The organism is Pseudomonas sp. (assembly GCF_040514055.1).
Classification (GTDB): Bacteria; Pseudomonadota; Gammaproteobacteria; order Pseudomonadales; family Pseudomonadaceae; genus Aquipseudomonas.
Window position 1 is genome coordinate 1 of sequence record NZ_JBEVDL010000006.1, and the last position, 16,005, is coordinate 16,005.

Here is a 16,005-nt window from a genome sequence, read left to right on the forward strand (position 1 = left end):
GAGGGGCGGCACTATACCGATGAGTGTGCCGTCCGTCTGCACGGTTGTGGTGCATTCGGGGAAACGAAGCTTTGAAACACCCGGCGTTACCGGCGCCGGGCTTATGCGGGGTCTGCTTTTCTGTGGGAGCGGGGTTTCTCGCGGAGGGGGGGTGTGAGGCACCATAAATAGTGGATGTCAGACCGTATTCGCGAGCAAGCCCGCTCCCACATATCTCAGCTCCCAGACATTCTGATTGGCTGCCAAATCGTTAAAAAAAAGGGCTTGGGGAATAAATCCCCAAGCCCTCAAAAGGTGAGAGGTGTCTAGTCCCTCGACCTGGTGAGCGGTGCTATCAATAACGCGTCGGGTCAGGCTTTAAGCGGAACCAGACGTGGAGCAATCATGTTTTCCGGGCGCAGGATGTCGTCGAGCATCGCGTCGTCGAGCAAGCCTTCTTCACGTACCAGTTCCAGCACGCCGCGGCCGCTTTCAAGGGCGATACGGGCGATGCGGGTGGCGTTTTCATAGCCGATGTACGGGTTCAGCGCGGTAACCAGACCGATCGAGTGTTCGACCAGTTCGCGGCAGCGCTCTTCGTTGGCGGTGATGCCGACGATGCAGTGCTCGCGCAGCATGTCCATGGCGCGTTGCAGCAGGCGGATCGAGTCGAGGATCTTGAAGGCGATCAGCGGCTCCATCACGTTCAACTGCAGTTGGCCGCCTTCGGCTGCCATGGTCAGCGCGAGGTCGTTGCCGATGACCTGGAAGGCCACCTGGTTCACGGCTTCCGGAATCACCGGGTTGACCTTGCCGGGCATGATCGAACTGCCTGGCTGACGCGCCGGCAGGTTGATTTCGTTGATGCCGGTGCGTGGGCCGCTGGACAGCAGGCGCAGGTCGTTGCAGATCTTCGACAGCTTGACCGCGGTACGCTTGAGCATGCCGGAGAACAGCACGAAGGCACCCATGTCCGAGGTCGCCTCGATCAGGTCGGCGGCCGGCACCAGCGGCTGGCCGCTGATCAGTGCCAGGCGGGCCACGGCCAGCTGCTGGTAGCGGGGGTCGGCGTTGATCCCGGTGCCGATCGCGGTGCCGCCCAGGTTGACCTCGGTCAGCAATTCGGGCGCCAGGCTTTTCAGGCGCGCCAGGTCTTCACCCAGGGTGGTGGCGAAGGCACGGAATTCCTGGCCCAGGGTCATGGGCACGGCGTCCTGCAGCTGGGTGCGGCCCATCTTCAGCACATGGGCGAATTCCTCGCCCTTGGCGGCGAACGCCTGGATCAGGCTGTCGAGGCTGGCCAGCAGGGTGTCGTGGCCGAGCAGCAGGCCCAGGCGAATGGCGGTCGGGTAGGCGTCGTTGGTCGACTGCGCCATGTTCACGTCGTTGTTCGGGTGCAGGTACTGGTACTGGCCTTTTTCATGGCCCATGGCTTCCAGGGCGAGGTTGGCGATCACCTCGTTGGCGTTCATGTTGGTCGAGGTACCGGCGCCGCCCTGGATCATGTCCACCACGAACTGGTCGTGGAATTCGCCGCGGACCAGGCGTGCGCAGGCCTCGCTGATCGCCTGGTGCTTGCTCTCGCCCAGGTGGCCCAGCTCGCGGTTGGCGTCGGCTGCCGCCTGCTTGACCATGGCCAGGGCCACCACCAGTTTCGGGTAGTGCGAGAGGGTCACGCCGGAGAGGCGGAAGTTGTGCACAGCACGCAGGGTCTGGATACCGTAGTACGCCTCGGCGGGGACTTCGAGGCTACCAAGCAGGTCTTTTTCGACGCGGAATGATGCAACAGGGGACATGACGGAATTCTTCTCAGGGAAAGTACGGACAAGGCCGCAGTCCGCATAGACTAAGGCTTGGCGATCAAGCGGGGCCAATGCTGTTAAACGCTGGGTCATGCATAATCGGCATAATGTCGGTGTGACGTCGACTCAGTCCCGAGCGTGTCACGGGTCAGGGAGCGCGGTAACGATGAACCTGGAAACCAAATGGCTGGAGGATTTCAGCGTGCTGGCGGCCACCTGCAGTTTCTCCCAGGCGGCGCTGCGCCGGCACGTCACCCAGCCGGCCTTCAGTCGGCGTATCCGCAGCCTGGAGCAGGCCCTGGGGCTGACCCTGGTCAATCGCGCCCGCACGCCGGTGGAGCTGACCGAAGCGGGGCAGCTGTTCCTGGTCACCGCGCGCAACCTGCTCGAGCAACTGGGCGAGGTGGTGCGGCACCTGCACCAGGTGGAAGGTCAGCAGGGTGAGATGCTGCAAATCTCCGCGGCGCATTCGCTGACCCTGGGCTTTTTCCCCGAATGGATCGCACGGCTGCGCCGCGAAGGCCTGCCGCTGACCACCCGCCTGGTGGCGACCAACGTCGGCGAGGCGGTGCACGCCCTGCGCGAAGGCGCCTGCGACCTGATCCTGGCGTACTACGATCCGGACGCGGCGCTGCAGATGGACCCCGAGATCTTTCCGTCGCTGCACCTGGGGCGCACCGAAATGCTGCCGGTGTGCGCGGTCGACGACGCCGGCGAGCCGTTGTTCGACCTTCAGGGCGGGCTGAGCGTGCCGTTGTTGGCCTATAGCGCCGGGGCCTTTCTCGGGCGTTCGGTAAACCTGCTGTTGCGCCAGCGGGCGCTGCGCTCGACCACCGTCTACGAGACGGCCATGGCCGACAGCCTCAAGAGCATGGCCATGCAGGGCATGGGCGTGGCCTGGGTGCCCAGGCTGTCGGTGACCAGTGAGCTGGCGCGGGGCGAACTGGTGGTGTGCGGCGACGAGGACTGGCAGGTGCCCCTGGAGATTCGCCTGTACCGCTGCGCGCTGGTGCGCAAGGCGGCGGTGCGCCTGCTGTGGCGCAAGCTCGAAAGTGCCGCGGCGGGCCGCGAGCTCACCTGAGAGCCCTGGGGCTCGGCGGTCAGCCAGCGGCGCCGGACGGCGCGGGTTTCGCTGGGCCGCGACCCCCGCGGGCCTATATGCTGCGCGCTGCCGAACAACAACGACAATAATGGAAATCGCTATGGGCGCATTGAACCTGAAATCCCTCTTCGGCCTGTTGGCCGGCTTGCTGGTGGCGGTGGCGCTGCTGGGCTCCTGGTACACGGTCAACGAAACCGAGCGCGGGGTGTTGCTGCGCAACGGTGCCTTGGTCGGGGTGATCGAGCCGGGGCTGTCGTTCAAGATTCCGCTGATCGAGTCGGTGAAATTTATTTCGGTGCAAAGTAACGCCACCACCTACCCGCAGCTGCAGGCCTACAGCAAGGACCAGCAGACCGCCACCCTGAACGTCTCGGTGTCCTGGCACGTGGTGCCCTCCGAGGTTGGCAAGGTCTATACCCAGTATCAGGACCTGGATGGCCTGGTCACCCGCCTGATCAGCCGCCAGGTACCGACCCAGGTGGAGAACGTGTTCGGTCAGTACAACGCGGTGAGCGCGGTGCAGAACCGCGGCAAGTTCGTCGCCGACGTCACCAAGGCCATCCGCGAAGCGGTGAACGGGCCGGTGGTGATCGACGGGGTGCAGGTGGAGAACATCGATTTCAGCGACGACTACGAGCGTTCCATCGCCTTGCGCATGAAGGCCGAGGTGGAGGTCAAGACCCGTGAGCAGATGCTCGCCACCGAGCAGGTCGAGGCGCAGATCGTGGTCACCCGGGCCCAGGCCGAGGCGGATTCCAAGGTCGCCCAGGCCAAGGCCGATGCCGAGGCCACCCGCTTGCGTGGCGATGCCGAGGCGGATGCGATCCGGGCCAAGACCCTGGCCCTGAGCAGCAACCCGGCGCTGATCGAGTTGACCAAGGCCGAACGCTGGGACGGCACCTTGCCGACCACCATGCTGCCCAATGGCACCTTGCCGTTTATCGAGGTTGGCAAGTAGCGCCTGGTTGGGTGCGCTACGGCGTTAAATGACCAAGCCTTGCGACGCGTGCCGTGCGCGGCCCTAAGCCCCGCCGGCCGGCGGCGGACGGGCGGTTACGCCGGGGGGGCGCCGAACGGCCCTTTTCGGTATACTGCATCGCCTCAAAACCAGCCCGCCCGCTGGATTGAACCGCACATGACAAGCCACGCCCTCCGCGTGGCTTGTTGGTTTTTGTCGCGCCCACCTGGCGCACCGAGATGAGGCAAGACGATGAGCGCACTGGTTGGCGTGATCATGGGCTCGAAGTCCGATTGGTCCACCCTTAGCCACACCGCCGACATGCTGGAGCAGTTGGGCATCCCCTTCGAAGTGCAGGTGGTGTCCGCGCACCGCACCCCGGATCTGCTTTTCCAATACGCCGAGCAGGCGGCCGATCGCGGCATCCAGGTGATCATCGCCGGTGCCGGCGGCGCCGCGCACCTGCCGGGCATGTGCGCGGCCAAGACCCACCTGCCGGTGCTGGGTGTGCCAGTGCAATCGTCGATCCTGTCGGGTGTCGATTCGCTGCTGTCGATCGTGCAGATGCCGGCCGGTATTCCGGTGGCGACCCTGGCCATCGGCCGGGCCGGTGCGGTCAATGCCGCCTTGCTGGCCGCCAGTATCCTGGGCCACCAGCACCCGCACCTGCACGAGGCGCTCAAGCGTTTCCGTGACGAGCAGACCCAGTCCGTGCTGGACAATCCGGATCCGCGCCAGGCGTAACGCCGTGGCGGCAGCCGCGCCTTGCGTGGCCTGGGCCGCCCTCAATAAAAAGGGTTTAGCAGATGAAGATCGGCGTAATAGGTGGCGGCCAGCTGGGCCGCATGTTGGCCCTGGCGGGAACCCCGTTGGGCATGAACTTCGCGTTCCTCGACCCGGCCCCGGATGCTTGCGCGGCGGCGCTGGGCGAGCATATCCGGGCCGATTATGGCGATCAGGACCACCTGCGCCAGTTGGCCGATGAAGTCGACCTGGTGACCTTCGAATTCGAAAGCGTGCCGGCGGAGACCGTGGCGTTCCTGTCGCAGTTCGTGCCGGTCTACCCCTCGGCCGCGGCGCTGCGGATCGCCCGTGATCGCTGGTTCGAAAAAAGCCTGTTCCAGGAGCTGGGCATCCCCACGCCAGCCTTCGCCGACGTGCAGTCCCAAGCCGACCTGGACGCCGCGGTGGCCGCCATCGGCCTGCCGGCGGTGCTCAAGACCCGGACGTTGGGGTACGACGGCAAGGGCCAGAAGGTCCTGCGCAAGGCCACCGACGTGGTCGGTGCCTTCGCCGAGCTGGGCAGCGTGTCCTGCATCCTCGAGGGCTTTGTGCCCTTTACCGGCGAAGTGTCCTTGATCGCCGTGCGCGGCCGTGATGGCGAACGCCGTTTCTACCCGCTGGTGCACAACACCCACGACAACGGCATCCTGCGCCTGTCGGTGGCCAGTACCGCGCACCCGCTGCAGGCGCTGGCCGAAGATTACGTTGGCCGGGTACTGGAGCGCCTGGACTATGTGGGGGTGCTGGCCTTCGAGTTTTTCGAGATTGACGGTGGCCTGAAGGCCAACGAGATCGCGCCGCGGGTGCACAACTCGGGGCACTGGACCATCGAAGGGGCCGAGTGCAGCCAGTTCGAAAACCACCTGCGCGCGGTGGCCGGCCTGCCCCTGGGCTCGACGGCGAAACTCGGCGAAAGCGCCATGCTCAATTTCATCGGCGAAGTACCGCCCCTGGCCCAGGCCATCGCCATTCAGGATTGCCACGTGCACCACTACGGCAAGGCCTTCAAGGCCGGGCGCAAGGTGGGTCATGCCACGCTGCGTAGCGCCAATCGCGCGACCCTGGACCGCCAGATCACCGCGGTGGAAAGCCTGATCGAAAAGGCCTGAGGCACGCTTTTTCGCGGCGCGGCGGTTCGATGCATGCCGATTGAACCTCCCGCGCCCGCCTTCGTCTGATGGCGAGTGGCCTGCGCTGTGCGGTTGGAACGATCCGTTTTCTGCACCCAGTCCGCGCATTTTTTCGTCACTACGAGGGCTTCTCAATGGGCATTATCGGTACCATTTTTATCGGCCTGATCGTTGGCCTGATCGCGCGCTTCCTCAAGCCCGGCAATGATCCCATGGGTTGGATCATGACCATCCTGCTGGGTATTGGCGGCTCCCTGGCCGCCACCTATGGGGGTCAGGCACTGGGCATCTACCAGGCGGGCGAGGGTGCCGGCTTTATCGGCGCGGTGGTCGGTGCCATTGTCCTGCTGGTGATCTACAGCCTGGTCACGCGCAAGAAATAATAGCCGGTGCCGGGCTTGCGCCAGCACTTGGTCACGGGCGCGGCGCGGGTTAGGCTGCGGGCTGTTTCCCCATGCCGAGTTTATCCATGCGCCCCCTGCTGGCTTGCCTGTTATTGCTGTTCAGCCCCCTGCTGCTGGCCGAACCGGCGGAGCTCGACTGGCTCGAGCTAATGCCAGAGAGCGACCGCCAGGCCCTGGAGCAGATGCCGGAGCTCACCCATGCGGGGCCGGAAACCTCGGGCGATTTCACCCGCCAGGGTGGACTCAAGCAGGAGCAGGGTTTGCCGGCGGTGATGTATTCGGCCAAGACCGTGGCCACCCTGGACGGCCGTCAGGTGCGCATGGGCGGCTATCCGGTGCCCCTTGAAACCGATGGCCAGGGGCGCAGTACCCTGTTTTTCCTGGTTCCCTATCCGGGCGCCTGCATCCATGTGCCGCCACCGCCCCCCAACCAACTGGTGCTGGTGCGTTACCCCAAGGGCATTGCCCTGGGGGATATCTACGCGCCGCTGTGGGTCGTGGGTACGCTCGAAGTGGAGGCGGTCAGCAACGACCTGGCCGACGCCGCCTACGCCCTGGATGCCAGCGCGGTCAGGGCCGTCGAAGAAGCGGATCTGCAGGAGGACTGAGCGGCGTTCAAGCCGGGTCCGCTTTGGCGGGTTACGCCGCGCGGCGGGTGCGGCGTGGTTTGCCAGGCCGGCGTTGCGCGGCTAACCCGCCCTACGAAAAACGCTTCGGCCAAGTCCGCAGGTTATGCGCGGTGCTGCAAGGCTTTGGTAGGGAGGGTGGGGCCGCCTAGGTGCAACCCGCGGGTTTTTTGCACGGTTGCTTCGTGCATAGCAGGACGGTATCTACAAAAAGCGTCTTCCCCCTTCGTTCGCACTCGCAAAGCCGGCGGCGCGATGGGCCTCAGGCCCACCAGAAGCGCACGATATGGAAGAAGATCGGCGCGGCGAAGCACACCGAGTCGAGGCGGTCGAGCATGCCGCCATGGCCTTCGATCATATGACCCCAATCCTTGACCCCGCGGTCGCGCTTGATCGCCGACATCACCAGGCCGCCGAAGAAGCCCAGCAGGTTGATGCACAGTGCGATCGCCGCCGCCTGCCAGAAGCCGAACGGGGTGATCCAGCACAGCACGGCGCCCAGCAGGGTGGCCAGTGCCACGCCGCCGACAAAGCCTTCCACGGTCTTGGACGGTGACAGGTTCGGCGCGATCTTGCGTCTGCCCCAGAGCTTGCCGCAGACGTACTGCAGCACGTCGGACAGTTGCACCACCATCACCAGCCAGGCAATCAGCAGCAGGTTGCGCCCCTCGAAACCCGGGATCTGCAGGGTCAGCAAGGCCGGCACATGGGATACGCAGAACACCGCGATCATCAGGCCCCACTGCACCTTGGAAGCGCGCTCGAGAAAGTGCGTGGTGTCGCCCCCCAGGGACGCCAGAATCGGCAGCAGCAAAAACACATAGACCGGGATAAAGATCGAGAACAGGCCGTACCAGCTGATACCGATCAGCAGGTACTGCAACGGCAGCACCAGGTAGAAGGCTGCCACCAGGGCCGGGTAGTCGCTGCGCCGGGTGGGCGTCAGGGTCATGAATTCGCGCAGGGCGAAAAACGACACCAGGTAGAACAGCAGGATCACCGCGGTGTGGCCGAGCCAGAAGGCGATGCCGATCACCGCGACCATCACCCACCAGGCATTGATGCGCGCGTTGAGGTTGTCGATCACCGCGTTGGGTGCGCCGCCGGCGCGCCGCTTGAGCACCTGGCCAACCCCGGAGGCCACGGCCAGCAGGGTGCCAATGCCGAGAAACAGCAGGCTGTTGTCATCCATTTCAGTGGGTCTCCGGCATCAGCGCCAGCAGGGCCTCGCGGGCCGTGGTCAGAAATTGTTCCTTGCTCTGGTCGTCCGCGGGCGCCAGGGGCGCACCGAAACTCAGGCTGCAGAGCAAGGGCAGGGGCAGCAGGCGGCCCTTGGGCATGACCCGATTGAGGTTGTCGATCCACACCGGTATCAGCTCCACCTCGGGGCAGGCCCGGGCCAGGTGGTAGAGACCGCTTTTGAACGGCAAGAGGCCTTCCTCCTGGTTGCGTGTGCCCTCGGGAAAGAGGATCAGCGAATCGCCCAGGGCCAGGGCGTCGAGCAGCGGCTGCAGCGGATTACCCTCGGCCTCGCGGCGTTCACGGTCGATCAGCACGCCGTTGAACACCCGGTTGATCAGGTAACGCCGCAGTCCGCCCTTGAGCCAGTAATCGGCCCCGGCCACCGGCCGGGTGCGTGCGCGCAGCGGCGGCGGCAGGGAGGCCCAGAGCAGCACGAAGTCGCCATGGCTGCTGTGGTTGGCATAGTAGATACGTTGCCGCGGCAGCGGCGCACAGCCCAGCCAGAGGCTGCGCGCGCCGGTGACGGCGCGGGCACCGCTGGTGATGGCAAAGGCGAACAGGGGGGCGAGCATAAAAGGCTCCTAATTTACGCAGGCAAGGCATAAAAAAACGGCATCAGCACGCCAGTCAGGGCCAGCAGCAGCTGCAGGGCACAGAGCAGCGCCTGGGTCCGCAGCAAGCGCAGCGCGCCCTGGATCCGTTGCGCCCAGGGGCGAGCGGTACGCGTGGTGGGCAGCAGTCCAAGCGCGACCAGCGCGTTATCCAAATCGTCGGTGCGTTGCTCCAGGCTGCCGGGCGCGGCGGCGAGTTGCTGCAGCAGGTCGGCGTCGAAGGCCACTCGCAGGGCCCAGTATTTCTGCGCCAGGCCCAGCAGCACCAGGCCGAGGAACAGGGCGAGCAACGGCAGGCTGGGCGACGTGAGCCAGGGCAGGGCCAGACCGAGGGCCAGGGCCAGCAGGGTCAGTGCCGTGGACAAGCGGTCAAGCTCCTGGCCGCGCCGCAGCAGGGCGGCCAGGGTACGCAGCGTCGATTCAGACATGGGCGCCCGCCAACGGGCTGGTCGACGCGGTGGTGCCCAACGCCTCCAGCGCCTGACGCTGGGCCATGCCCAGGCGTACCTGGGGACTGGCCGCGCGCAGCTGGGCGAGGGCCGCGTCGACGTCCGGGGCCCGGCCGCTGTGCAACAGCCAGGCGGCCACGGCGGTGGCGCTGCGCGAATAGCCCAGGGCGCAGCACACCAGCACCGGTCCCTGGCCGCGGGCCTGCTCGATAAACCTGGCGGCCGCGCGGCAGGTGGCGCTATCCGGGGCAGTCAGGTCGAGCACCGGCAGGTTGAGATAGGTACGGCCCTGGGGTGCGCAGGGGATTTCGGCGCACAGGTCGACCACGGCCCTGAAGGGACTGTCGCGCAGCGCCGCCGCGGCGGGCAGGCGTCCGAGCCAGACCCCGTCGGCGACCTCCCGGGGCTGCGGGTGCTGACGCGTCCACAGCCGCGCGTTAAGCCAGGCCCCCGCCAGGTACGGGGCCAGCAACCAGCGTACCGCCGGGCTAAGGCTGCCGTCCGCGCTTTTTTGAAAGCCCGCGGCGCCGAACAGGGCGTAGTTCAGCGCCACCATCGCCAGGGCCAGCGCTGGCCACAACAGCCACAGCCCGGCGCCGCCCAGGGCCCCAGCCAGTATCACGCCCAGCCCGCTGCCCAGGGCATAGAAACTCGCCAGCTTCCAGCGCTGTGTCGTGCGCGCCAGCCTCAGGCTGCGCAGCGGGCTGGGACCTTCGTCCGGCCACAACCAGACGCACAGCCAGCCGGCCAGCGCGCCGGTCGGCACGTCGATAAAATGGTGCTGCCAGGTGGTCAGCACCGACACACCGATCAGGGCGAACCAGCCGTGCACCAGCAGGCGCCAGGCGCCCGTCAGATGCCGGGCGAACATCACCCAGAGCACCACCAGCAGGGTGATATGCAGCGAGGGCGCCTGGTTGAAGGGCTTGTCGAAGCCCATCAGCACATCGAACATCCAGCCGAACAGGCCGTCCAGTTCCGGCCGCTGAAAGGTGAAACGCAGCGGCCACAGCAGAAAACCGGCGATGCACAGCACCTGGGCGCTGAGCAGGCGCAGGGCATGGCGGTCGACTTCGGCGCGGCTGGCACAACAAAGGAAGGACAGGCCGTAGAGCAGGTCGATGGACCAGTAGGGCAGGATGGTCCAGGGCCATAGCGGCATCCCCTGCTCCCAGTCGAACACCAGGCTGCCGACGTCGTCGCGTCGGGCGGTGAGGTCGTTGGCCAGGCCGTAGCTCAGGAAAAACAACGGCGCCAGCAGCAACAGCCAGACGACAGCGCGCTTCCATTGGCCGCTTTCGCGTGGGCGGGCGAGGGTCGGGCTCACGGCAGCCTCTGGGCCAGGGACACGCTGAAGATGCCCCATTCGTCGATGCGCTGGGTCAGTTTGCGAAAGCCGGCGGCCTCCACCAGTTGGTCCATCTCCGCCTGGCTGCGCCGGCGCATGACCCAGGGCTGGCCGTCGCGGTGGCTGGTCAGGGCGCGCGCGATCAGCTCCAGTTGCGGGTGCCAGGGCTGCCCGGTGTACACCAGGTAGCCTCCCGCCGGCACCGCGGCGGCCAGGCCGCCCAGGGAGCCGCCGACCATGGCGTTGTCGCCGAACAGTTCGTACAGGCCGGAGACCACCGCCAGGGTCGGCTTGGGATCCAGGGCCGCCAGGTCGACACCGTCGAAGGCATCGCCTTTGACGAAGCGGGCGATTTCCCCCAGGCCCTTCTGCTGGATCAGGGCGCTGCCGTCGCGCACGTTGATCTCGCTGTAGTCGCGCAGCAGGATGGCCTCGGGCAGGGGCGCCACACCCTCGAGCGCCTCGAGGATGTAGCGGCCATGGCCGGCGGCGATATCGACGATGCGCACCGGGGTGCCAGCCGCACGCAGTTGGCTCATGGCCAGGCGCAGCAGCTCCTCGACATGCAACTTGCGCTGACGGATGCCGCGCCAGCCAATGGAGTTCAGGTAGTTCTGGTCGATCAGGCGACCCAGGGCGCCGCTGCCGGTGGGTTGGTTACGGTAGACGTAGTCCAGGGTGCTGCCCGAGTCGAAGCCGGTGTCGAAGCCCAGCTTCACCCCTTGGCTCAGCCCGGCGCCAAGCTTGAGTCCGGCACGGGTGGCGCGCCAGTAGAGGTCGCGCGGGGAGTTTCTAGGCAGTGGCGCGGACAGCGCCTCGGACTCGGCGCAGGTGGCGCCCAGGTGATCGGCATCCAGCAGCGACGGGCGCGCCAGCGGGCGGGCGAAGCACTGCAGGATAAAGCGCCGGGCGCGGCTCACGGCCAGGTGGCGGTCACGCTCGCCCAGGGTGTCGTGGAAGAACCCCGGCAGTATGTGTTTTTCCTTGCACGGGCTGCCCAGGCGTTCGAAGAACTGCTCCTGGGGTTTGCGCTCGACCACGAAGTCGGCCCCGGAAATCAGCAGCTGGGTCGGCACCTGGATCGCCGCGGCATCGGCCACCACCCGTTCGGCGGCCTCGTACAGGCCCAGCAGCATGTTCACCGAGATCGCCCGGGCGATCAGCGGGTCGCTGTCGAAGCTGGCGATGCGCGCCGGGTCATGGGTCAGAAAGCGCGCCTTCACGTAGCTGTTGACGAAGAAGTTGCCACGCCAGGCGCGCAACAGGCCGAGCCCGGGACGGGCCAGGGGCACGTAGAGCTTGACCTTGAAGGCCGGCGAGGCGAGCACCAGGGCACGGATCTTCGGCGCGTAGTCGTGTACCCAGGTGCTGGCGATCACCGCGCCGACGCTCTGGGCCAGTACCGCCATGTCTTCCACGGCGATGCCGTGGTGGGCGCTGATATGGTCGATAAAGGTTTGCACGTCGCGCACGCTGGTGGCGAAGCTCGGGCTGTCGCCCCGCGCGCCCGGCGACTCGCCATGGCCACGGGCGTCCCAGGCGAAGATATCGAAGTTCGGCAGGTCCAGCTCTTGCGCCAGGTGGGCGATGCGACCGGAGTGCTCGTGGCCGCGGTGGAACATCACCAGGGCGCGGCGCGGCGCTGCGGTGTCGGTACTCGCCGGCCAGTGGCGGTAGAACAGCTCGATGCCATCGTGGGTGCTGAACGTACGGGGACTGGACATGAACTTCCTTTTCGGATGGTCTCGAGCGGCAATCAGGACGTCGTCTCGGCAAGGCCGTGGCGTACGCGGTTATACAGGGTCAGCAACAGCAGGACGGCGATCAGGAGCAGTGCCGGGTCGATCCAGGGCAGCGGCAGCAGGCCACTGGCCACCCCTGCGGCCAGCACGCCGAAGCAAAAGGCCCGATCGCTCTTGCCCATGGGCCCGTCATAGCGCCGGCTGGCGCCGACCAAGGGCCCGAGCACACCGGCGTATTCGCTGAGCAGCGCCAGCAGGGTGACCAGCACCACCAGGCCCGGCGATACGCCGGGCAGCAGGGCGAAGACCAAAAACAGTGCACTGTCGGCGACCACGTCGCACAGCTCGTTGAGGTAGGCGCCGAGCCGCGACTGCTGGTCGAACTCGCGGGCAAGCATGCCGTCGATGGCGTTCAGCGCCATACGCAGGGCCATCCACAGCGGAATCAGGGCAAACAGCCAGGGGTAGTGAATAAAGCCGGCCACGAGGGCCGCCACCAGCAGGGAAATGGCGCCAGCGGCCAGGGTGACCTGGTTGGCAGTGACGCCGCGGGCGTGCAGGCGGATCACCAGCGGGCGGAGCAGGTTCTGAAAGCGCGGTTTGAGCTGGTAAATGGAGGGCACGACCGGTCCTTATCCCTGGGGCTGGGCAAGCATAGCTATTTACCATGCCATGAACCCGCGGGGGGATCTCATTTATCGCGCACGCACTGCGGCGGCAGGGAAACGACCTTTAACCGCGCACGGTGGTCTTTTCTGCGAGGGGGGCGCTATCCGGAAGGGGCTCCGCCCACATCCGGGAGAACCGCCATGGCATTGGATGCAAACTACCAGCAGGCCTTTCGAGAGCTGGCTGCCCAGACCGAGGGGATCGACAGGGCGGTCTATCAACGCTTCGCGCGGGATCCGCTGGAGCCGATCATCGGCCTGGGCGACCCCGATGCACGCCTGGGCTTTTTCGGCCGCGACCCGGGGCGCGACGAAGTGAAATACGGCGAACCCTTTATCGGCAGTGCCGGGCAACTGCTGCGCAAGGTCCTCTACCAGCATTTGTGCGGGCAGGCGCTGCCCGATTTCGAGGCCTCCCGCGCCCTGAGTCCGCAGTTCTTCTGGTGCAACACGGTGCCCTATAAACCCATCGGCAACCAACCCTGGTCGATGGCGGTCAAGCGCCGCTTTCATCCGCTGATGCGTGACCTGTTGATCGACGCCTGGCACGGCCATGAGCTGATCACCCTGGGACGGGAAGCCTTTTTCTGGTTTGGCATCGGTCAGCCGCTGTTGATTCGTCAGCGTCTTGCCGCGTTCTGGCATGCCGAGACGCGCTTCAGCGCCAGCTTCGAGGTTCGCTTGCAGGCCGCCAGCGGTGCAGCCCGAACGCTGAGGCTGCACCCGCTGCCGCATCCGTCACCGCTTAACCAGGCCTGGCTCGAACATTTCGCGCCGCTGTTGGAGGCGCGTCTGCGGGCACTGGAGCTGTAAGCGCGGGTCAGGCGTCGCAGTGCAGCTTCATGGTTCGCATTACACCGGCCAGGGATTGCGCACCCTTTTCGTCGACATAACTGGTCAGGAACACCAGCGCGTGCCGGCCTTTAAGGCAGGCAAAATACTGCAAATCGACCGATGCAATGCCGACTTTCATGGTGGTGCTCATAACGCCAAAAGGGTTGCCATTGAGATGGGCGTTTCGGCAGCCCTCGGGGAAGTCGATTTTCTGCTGCAAGCGGCTCATTGTTTTTTGCATCTGAGACAGGTAGTCACAACCGGTCTTGATACCGGGGAACGCCTCGACGCTTTCAGCTGAGGCACTGATACTGGCATTGGTTCTGACTGCCTCGCCCGGTGGCACCTGAAAGAAATCGAAAAGTGGTAGGGTGCCTTGCAACGCAGCGTCAAACATTGCCTGAATGTTTTGATCGGAGCCGGCCACCTTGGTGCTGCCCTGTTGCATCTGCGCCAGCGACTCCTTGATGTCCATGGCATACCAACCTTCGGGCTTGGTCACGCTCAGGCCAAACCGGGCGTTGCTGTAGTGACTGCCGTCGGCAGAGGTGGTCATCGCCGAATCCTCATCAGCACCCGCGTTGAAGGCAGTGAGGCCCAGGCAAAGGGCAATGGCGAACAGAGGTTTCATGATGAGATGACGTTCCGTTGGGCAAAGTGGGGAAAGGCAGAGTCCGCGGGCAGCGCCGTCGCGAGGAGGCGGGAGCGCCAAGCTCGCAGCGGGGAGAACGTCGTACTTGGAGCCGACAGAGTGCTGCGCCCGCGTGGATTCGGCTCGGCGGGCGATACGCAAGCTACAGCGGTTCGCTCCACAGGCTCAGGCTCAGGCAATGCTGTTCGCCCGGGGCCAGTTGCAGCACGTCGTCCAGCACGTTGGCCGTCTCGATGCAGAGCATGTCCTGCCAGGCGTCGTCGGCAAACTGCGACAGGCGTTTGGCCTTGTCGACCCAGGGGTTCCACAGCACCGCCGAACCCGAGCCGCTGGCCTCGATAAGGATGCGCCGTTGCCAGGCCCGATCGACAATGCTGACCTGCTCGGGCACGTCCAGGTACAGGCGATCGGTTTCGCCCACGATGGGTAAGGGGCCTTGCTGCCGATGTTCGCGCCAGTCGTCCAGGCTGTCGCGGTAACGGCTACCCGTCAGCCCCTCGACCTCGACTTGGTGGATGTCGCCCACCGCGAAGTAGCTGTGCAGGGCCTGGCTCAGGCTGACCGGGTGGTTGCCCAGGTTGTGGCTGATCAGCTCCAGGCTGAGGTGCGGGTCCAGGCGAATGCTCAGGCTCAGTTCCAGGCCAGCCGGCCAGCCAGGTACTTCGCCCTCGGGCCGCACACAGGTGAACTCCAGGCCAACCCGCTGCTCGGTGCTGTCGATGCCCAGCAGTTGCCAGTCCAGGCTGCGCACCAGTCCGTGGGCCGGTGCGGGGGCGTCGTGCTGGTACAGGGCCTGCACCTCGTCCGGATTGCGTGCCAGGTCACCGAACCAGGGCCAGCACAGCGGGATACCGCCGCGCACGGCCTGCCCCCGGCTGAACGCGGCCTGGGGGCTGAGCCAGATCAGGGGCGGCTCACCGTGACGCTGATAGCTCAGGACCTGGGCACCCTGCTGGGCCACCAGCAATTCCGCGCTGGCGGTGCGCACGCGCCAGCACACCAGTTCGCCCAGTTCCACGCGCTCGACGTGGGGCGGTTGTGTATTCAAGGCGACTCTCCTGGTACGGGACAAGGCATCATTAGAAACCCCCGGGCGCCAAAGGCCAAGCCTGTGCGCCGTTGGCAGACGCCCAGGGCCCCCGGGAGCCGGTGGTCACTACGGCGCCGAGCGTCAATGGTCACGCCACTCGGATCACCGCGCAACCCGGCGTTTGAAAAGGGTTCAGCGGCGTGCGGGCACGGGGCGGGTGCGACCGCTGCCATCGATGGCGACGAAGACGAACACCGCCTCGGTCACCTTGCGCCATTCGCTGGACAAGGGATCGTCGCTCCAGACTTCGACCAGCATTTGCATCGAGCTGCGGCCGACGGCCAGGGTGTGGGTGTAGAACGACAGCTGTGCGCCGACCGCCACCGGCACCAGGAACGCCATGCGGTCGATGGCCACGGTGGAGACACGCCCCCCGGCGACCTTGCTGGCCATGGCGGTACCGGCCAGGTCCATCTGGGCGACCAGCCAGCCACCGAAGATATCGCCGAAACCATTGGTTTCACGCGGCAACGCGGTGATTTGCAGGGCCAGATCGCCTTGGGGGGTAGGGTCTTCTTGTTCGAGTTCTTCGATCATGCCGGGTGTGCCTTTAAGCCTGATTCTTAGTGGGGGTGGGGCGTGCCC

General features: G+C 65.9%; 17 protein-coding genes. 7 read left to right on the forward strand and 10 right to left on the reverse strand.

Annotation, left to right across the window (positions count from 1 at the left end; genetic code table 11):
• Positions 1 to 350: 350 nt before the first annotated feature.
• Positions 351 to 1,775 carry an aspartate ammonia-lyase gene (gene aspA, locus ABWY06_RS01820; protein ID WP_353923853.1) on the reverse strand — a complete coding sequence of 475 codons (1,425 nt, stop codon included), beginning with the start codon at positions 1,773 to 1,775 and terminating at the stop codon, positions 351 to 353.
• A gap of 172 nt (positions 1,776 to 1,947) precedes the next feature.
• On the opposite strand from aspA, the gene ABWY06_RS01825 reads away from it, so the two are divergent.
• The 6 genes from ABWY06_RS01825 to ABWY06_RS01850 all read left to right on the forward strand — a co-directional run bounded on the left by ABWY06_RS01825 (position 1,948) and on the right by ABWY06_RS01850 (position 6,766).
• Entirely contained in the window at positions 1,948 to 2,862 is a 915-nt protein-coding gene (locus tag ABWY06_RS01825; protein WP_353923854.1) for a LysR substrate-binding domain-containing protein, read from the forward strand.
• A 121-nt stretch (positions 2,863 to 2,983) separates the two neighbouring features.
• Positions 2,984 to 3,841, forward strand: coding sequence for an SPFH domain-containing protein (locus tag ABWY06_RS01830; protein WP_353923855.1), 858 nt, complete (start codon positions 2,984 to 2,986; stop codon positions 3,839 to 3,841).
• A 252-nt stretch (positions 3,842 to 4,093) separates the two neighbouring features.
• Positions 4,094 to 4,585: a 5-(carboxyamino)imidazole ribonucleotide mutase gene (purE, locus tag ABWY06_RS01835; RefSeq protein WP_353923856.1), complete on the forward strand. Its 492-nt coding sequence runs from the start codon at positions 4,094 to 4,096 to the stop codon at positions 4,583 to 4,585.
• Between the two features lie 62 nt (positions 4,586 to 4,647).
• Positions 4,648 to 5,733 (forward strand): 5-(carboxyamino)imidazole ribonucleotide synthase, encoded by a 1,086-nt coding sequence (locus tag ABWY06_RS01840; RefSeq protein WP_353923857.1) that lies wholly within the window; start codon positions 4,648 to 4,650, stop codon positions 5,731 to 5,733.
• A gap of 155 nt (positions 5,734 to 5,888) precedes the next feature.
• On the forward strand, positions 5,889 to 6,137 hold the full coding sequence (locus tag ABWY06_RS01845) for a GlsB/YeaQ/YmgE family stress response membrane protein (RefSeq protein ID WP_353923858.1): 249 nt from the start codon (positions 5,889 to 5,891) through the stop codon (positions 6,135 to 6,137).
• Positions 6,138 to 6,223: 86 nt separating this feature from the next.
• On the forward strand, positions 6,224 to 6,766 hold the full coding sequence (locus tag ABWY06_RS01850) for a DUF3299 domain-containing protein (protein WP_353923859.1): 543 nt from the start codon (positions 6,224 to 6,226) through the stop codon (positions 6,764 to 6,766).
• 280 nt (positions 6,767 to 7,046) lie between these two features.
• Here ABWY06_RS01850 and ABWY06_RS01855 read toward each other — a convergent pair whose 3' ends face one another.
• Genes ABWY06_RS01855 through ABWY06_RS01880 form a run of 6 tightly spaced genes read right to left on the reverse strand, consistent with a single transcriptional unit; the run spans position 7,047 to position 12,799 of the window.
• Entirely contained in the window at positions 7,047 to 7,976 is a 930-nt protein-coding gene (locus tag ABWY06_RS01855; RefSeq protein WP_353923860.1) for a phosphatidate cytidylyltransferase, read from the reverse strand.
• A gap of 1 nt (position 7,977) precedes the next feature.
• Entirely contained in the window at positions 7,978 to 8,598 is a 621-nt protein-coding gene (locus tag ABWY06_RS01860) for a lysophospholipid acyltransferase family protein (RefSeq protein ID WP_353923861.1), read from the reverse strand.
• A 14-nt stretch (positions 8,599 to 8,612) separates the two neighbouring features.
• Positions 8,613 to 9,065 (reverse strand): hypothetical protein, encoded by a 453-nt coding sequence (locus tag ABWY06_RS01865; RefSeq protein ID WP_353923862.1) that lies wholly within the window; start codon positions 9,063 to 9,065, stop codon positions 8,613 to 8,615.
• Positions 9,058 to 10,452 carry a phosphatase PAP2/dual specificity phosphatase family protein gene (locus ABWY06_RS01870; RefSeq protein WP_502948134.1) on the reverse strand — a complete coding sequence of 465 codons (1,395 nt, stop codon included), beginning with the start codon at positions 10,450 to 10,452 and terminating at the stop codon, positions 9,058 to 9,060. Before ABWY06_RS01870 ends, ABWY06_RS01865 begins: the two co-directional genes overlap by 8 nt.
• On the reverse strand, positions 10,410 to 12,158 hold the full coding sequence (locus tag ABWY06_RS01875) for a bifunctional alpha/beta hydrolase/class I SAM-dependent methyltransferase (RefSeq protein ID WP_353923864.1): 1,749 nt from the start codon (positions 12,156 to 12,158) through the stop codon (positions 10,410 to 10,412). Before ABWY06_RS01875 ends, ABWY06_RS01870 begins: the two co-directional genes overlap by 43 nt.
• Positions 12,159 to 12,190: 32 nt before the next feature.
• Positions 12,191 to 12,799: a CDP-alcohol phosphatidyltransferase family protein gene (locus tag ABWY06_RS01880; RefSeq protein ID WP_353923865.1), complete on the reverse strand. Its 609-nt coding sequence runs from the start codon at positions 12,797 to 12,799 to the stop codon at positions 12,191 to 12,193.
• A 186-nt stretch (positions 12,800 to 12,985) separates the two neighbouring features.
• On the opposite strand from ABWY06_RS01880, the gene ABWY06_RS01885 reads away from it, so the two are divergent.
• Positions 12,986 to 13,657 carry a uracil-DNA glycosylase family protein gene (locus ABWY06_RS01885; RefSeq protein ID WP_353923866.1) on the forward strand — a complete coding sequence of 224 codons (672 nt, stop codon included), beginning with the start codon at positions 12,986 to 12,988 and terminating at the stop codon, positions 13,655 to 13,657.
• Positions 13,658 to 13,664: 7 nt separating this feature from the next.
• Here ABWY06_RS01885 and ABWY06_RS01890 read toward each other — a convergent pair whose 3' ends face one another.
• The 3 genes from ABWY06_RS01890 to ABWY06_RS01900 form a co-directional block, all read right to left on the reverse strand.
• Positions 13,665 to 14,309 (reverse strand): hypothetical protein, encoded by a 645-nt coding sequence (locus ABWY06_RS01890; RefSeq protein WP_353923867.1) that lies wholly within the window; start codon positions 14,307 to 14,309, stop codon positions 13,665 to 13,667.
• Between the two features lie 163 nt (positions 14,310 to 14,472).
• Complete coding sequence (locus ABWY06_RS01895) at positions 14,473 to 15,378, reverse strand: D-hexose-6-phosphate mutarotase (RefSeq protein WP_353923868.1); 906 nt, start codon at positions 15,376 to 15,378, stop codon at positions 14,473 to 14,475.
• Positions 15,379 to 15,552: 174 nt separating this feature from the next.
• Positions 15,553 to 15,954, reverse strand: coding sequence for an acyl-CoA thioesterase (locus tag ABWY06_RS01900; protein WP_353923907.1), 402 nt, complete (start codon positions 15,952 to 15,954; stop codon positions 15,553 to 15,555).
• Positions 15,955 to 16,005 lie beyond the last annotated feature (51 nt).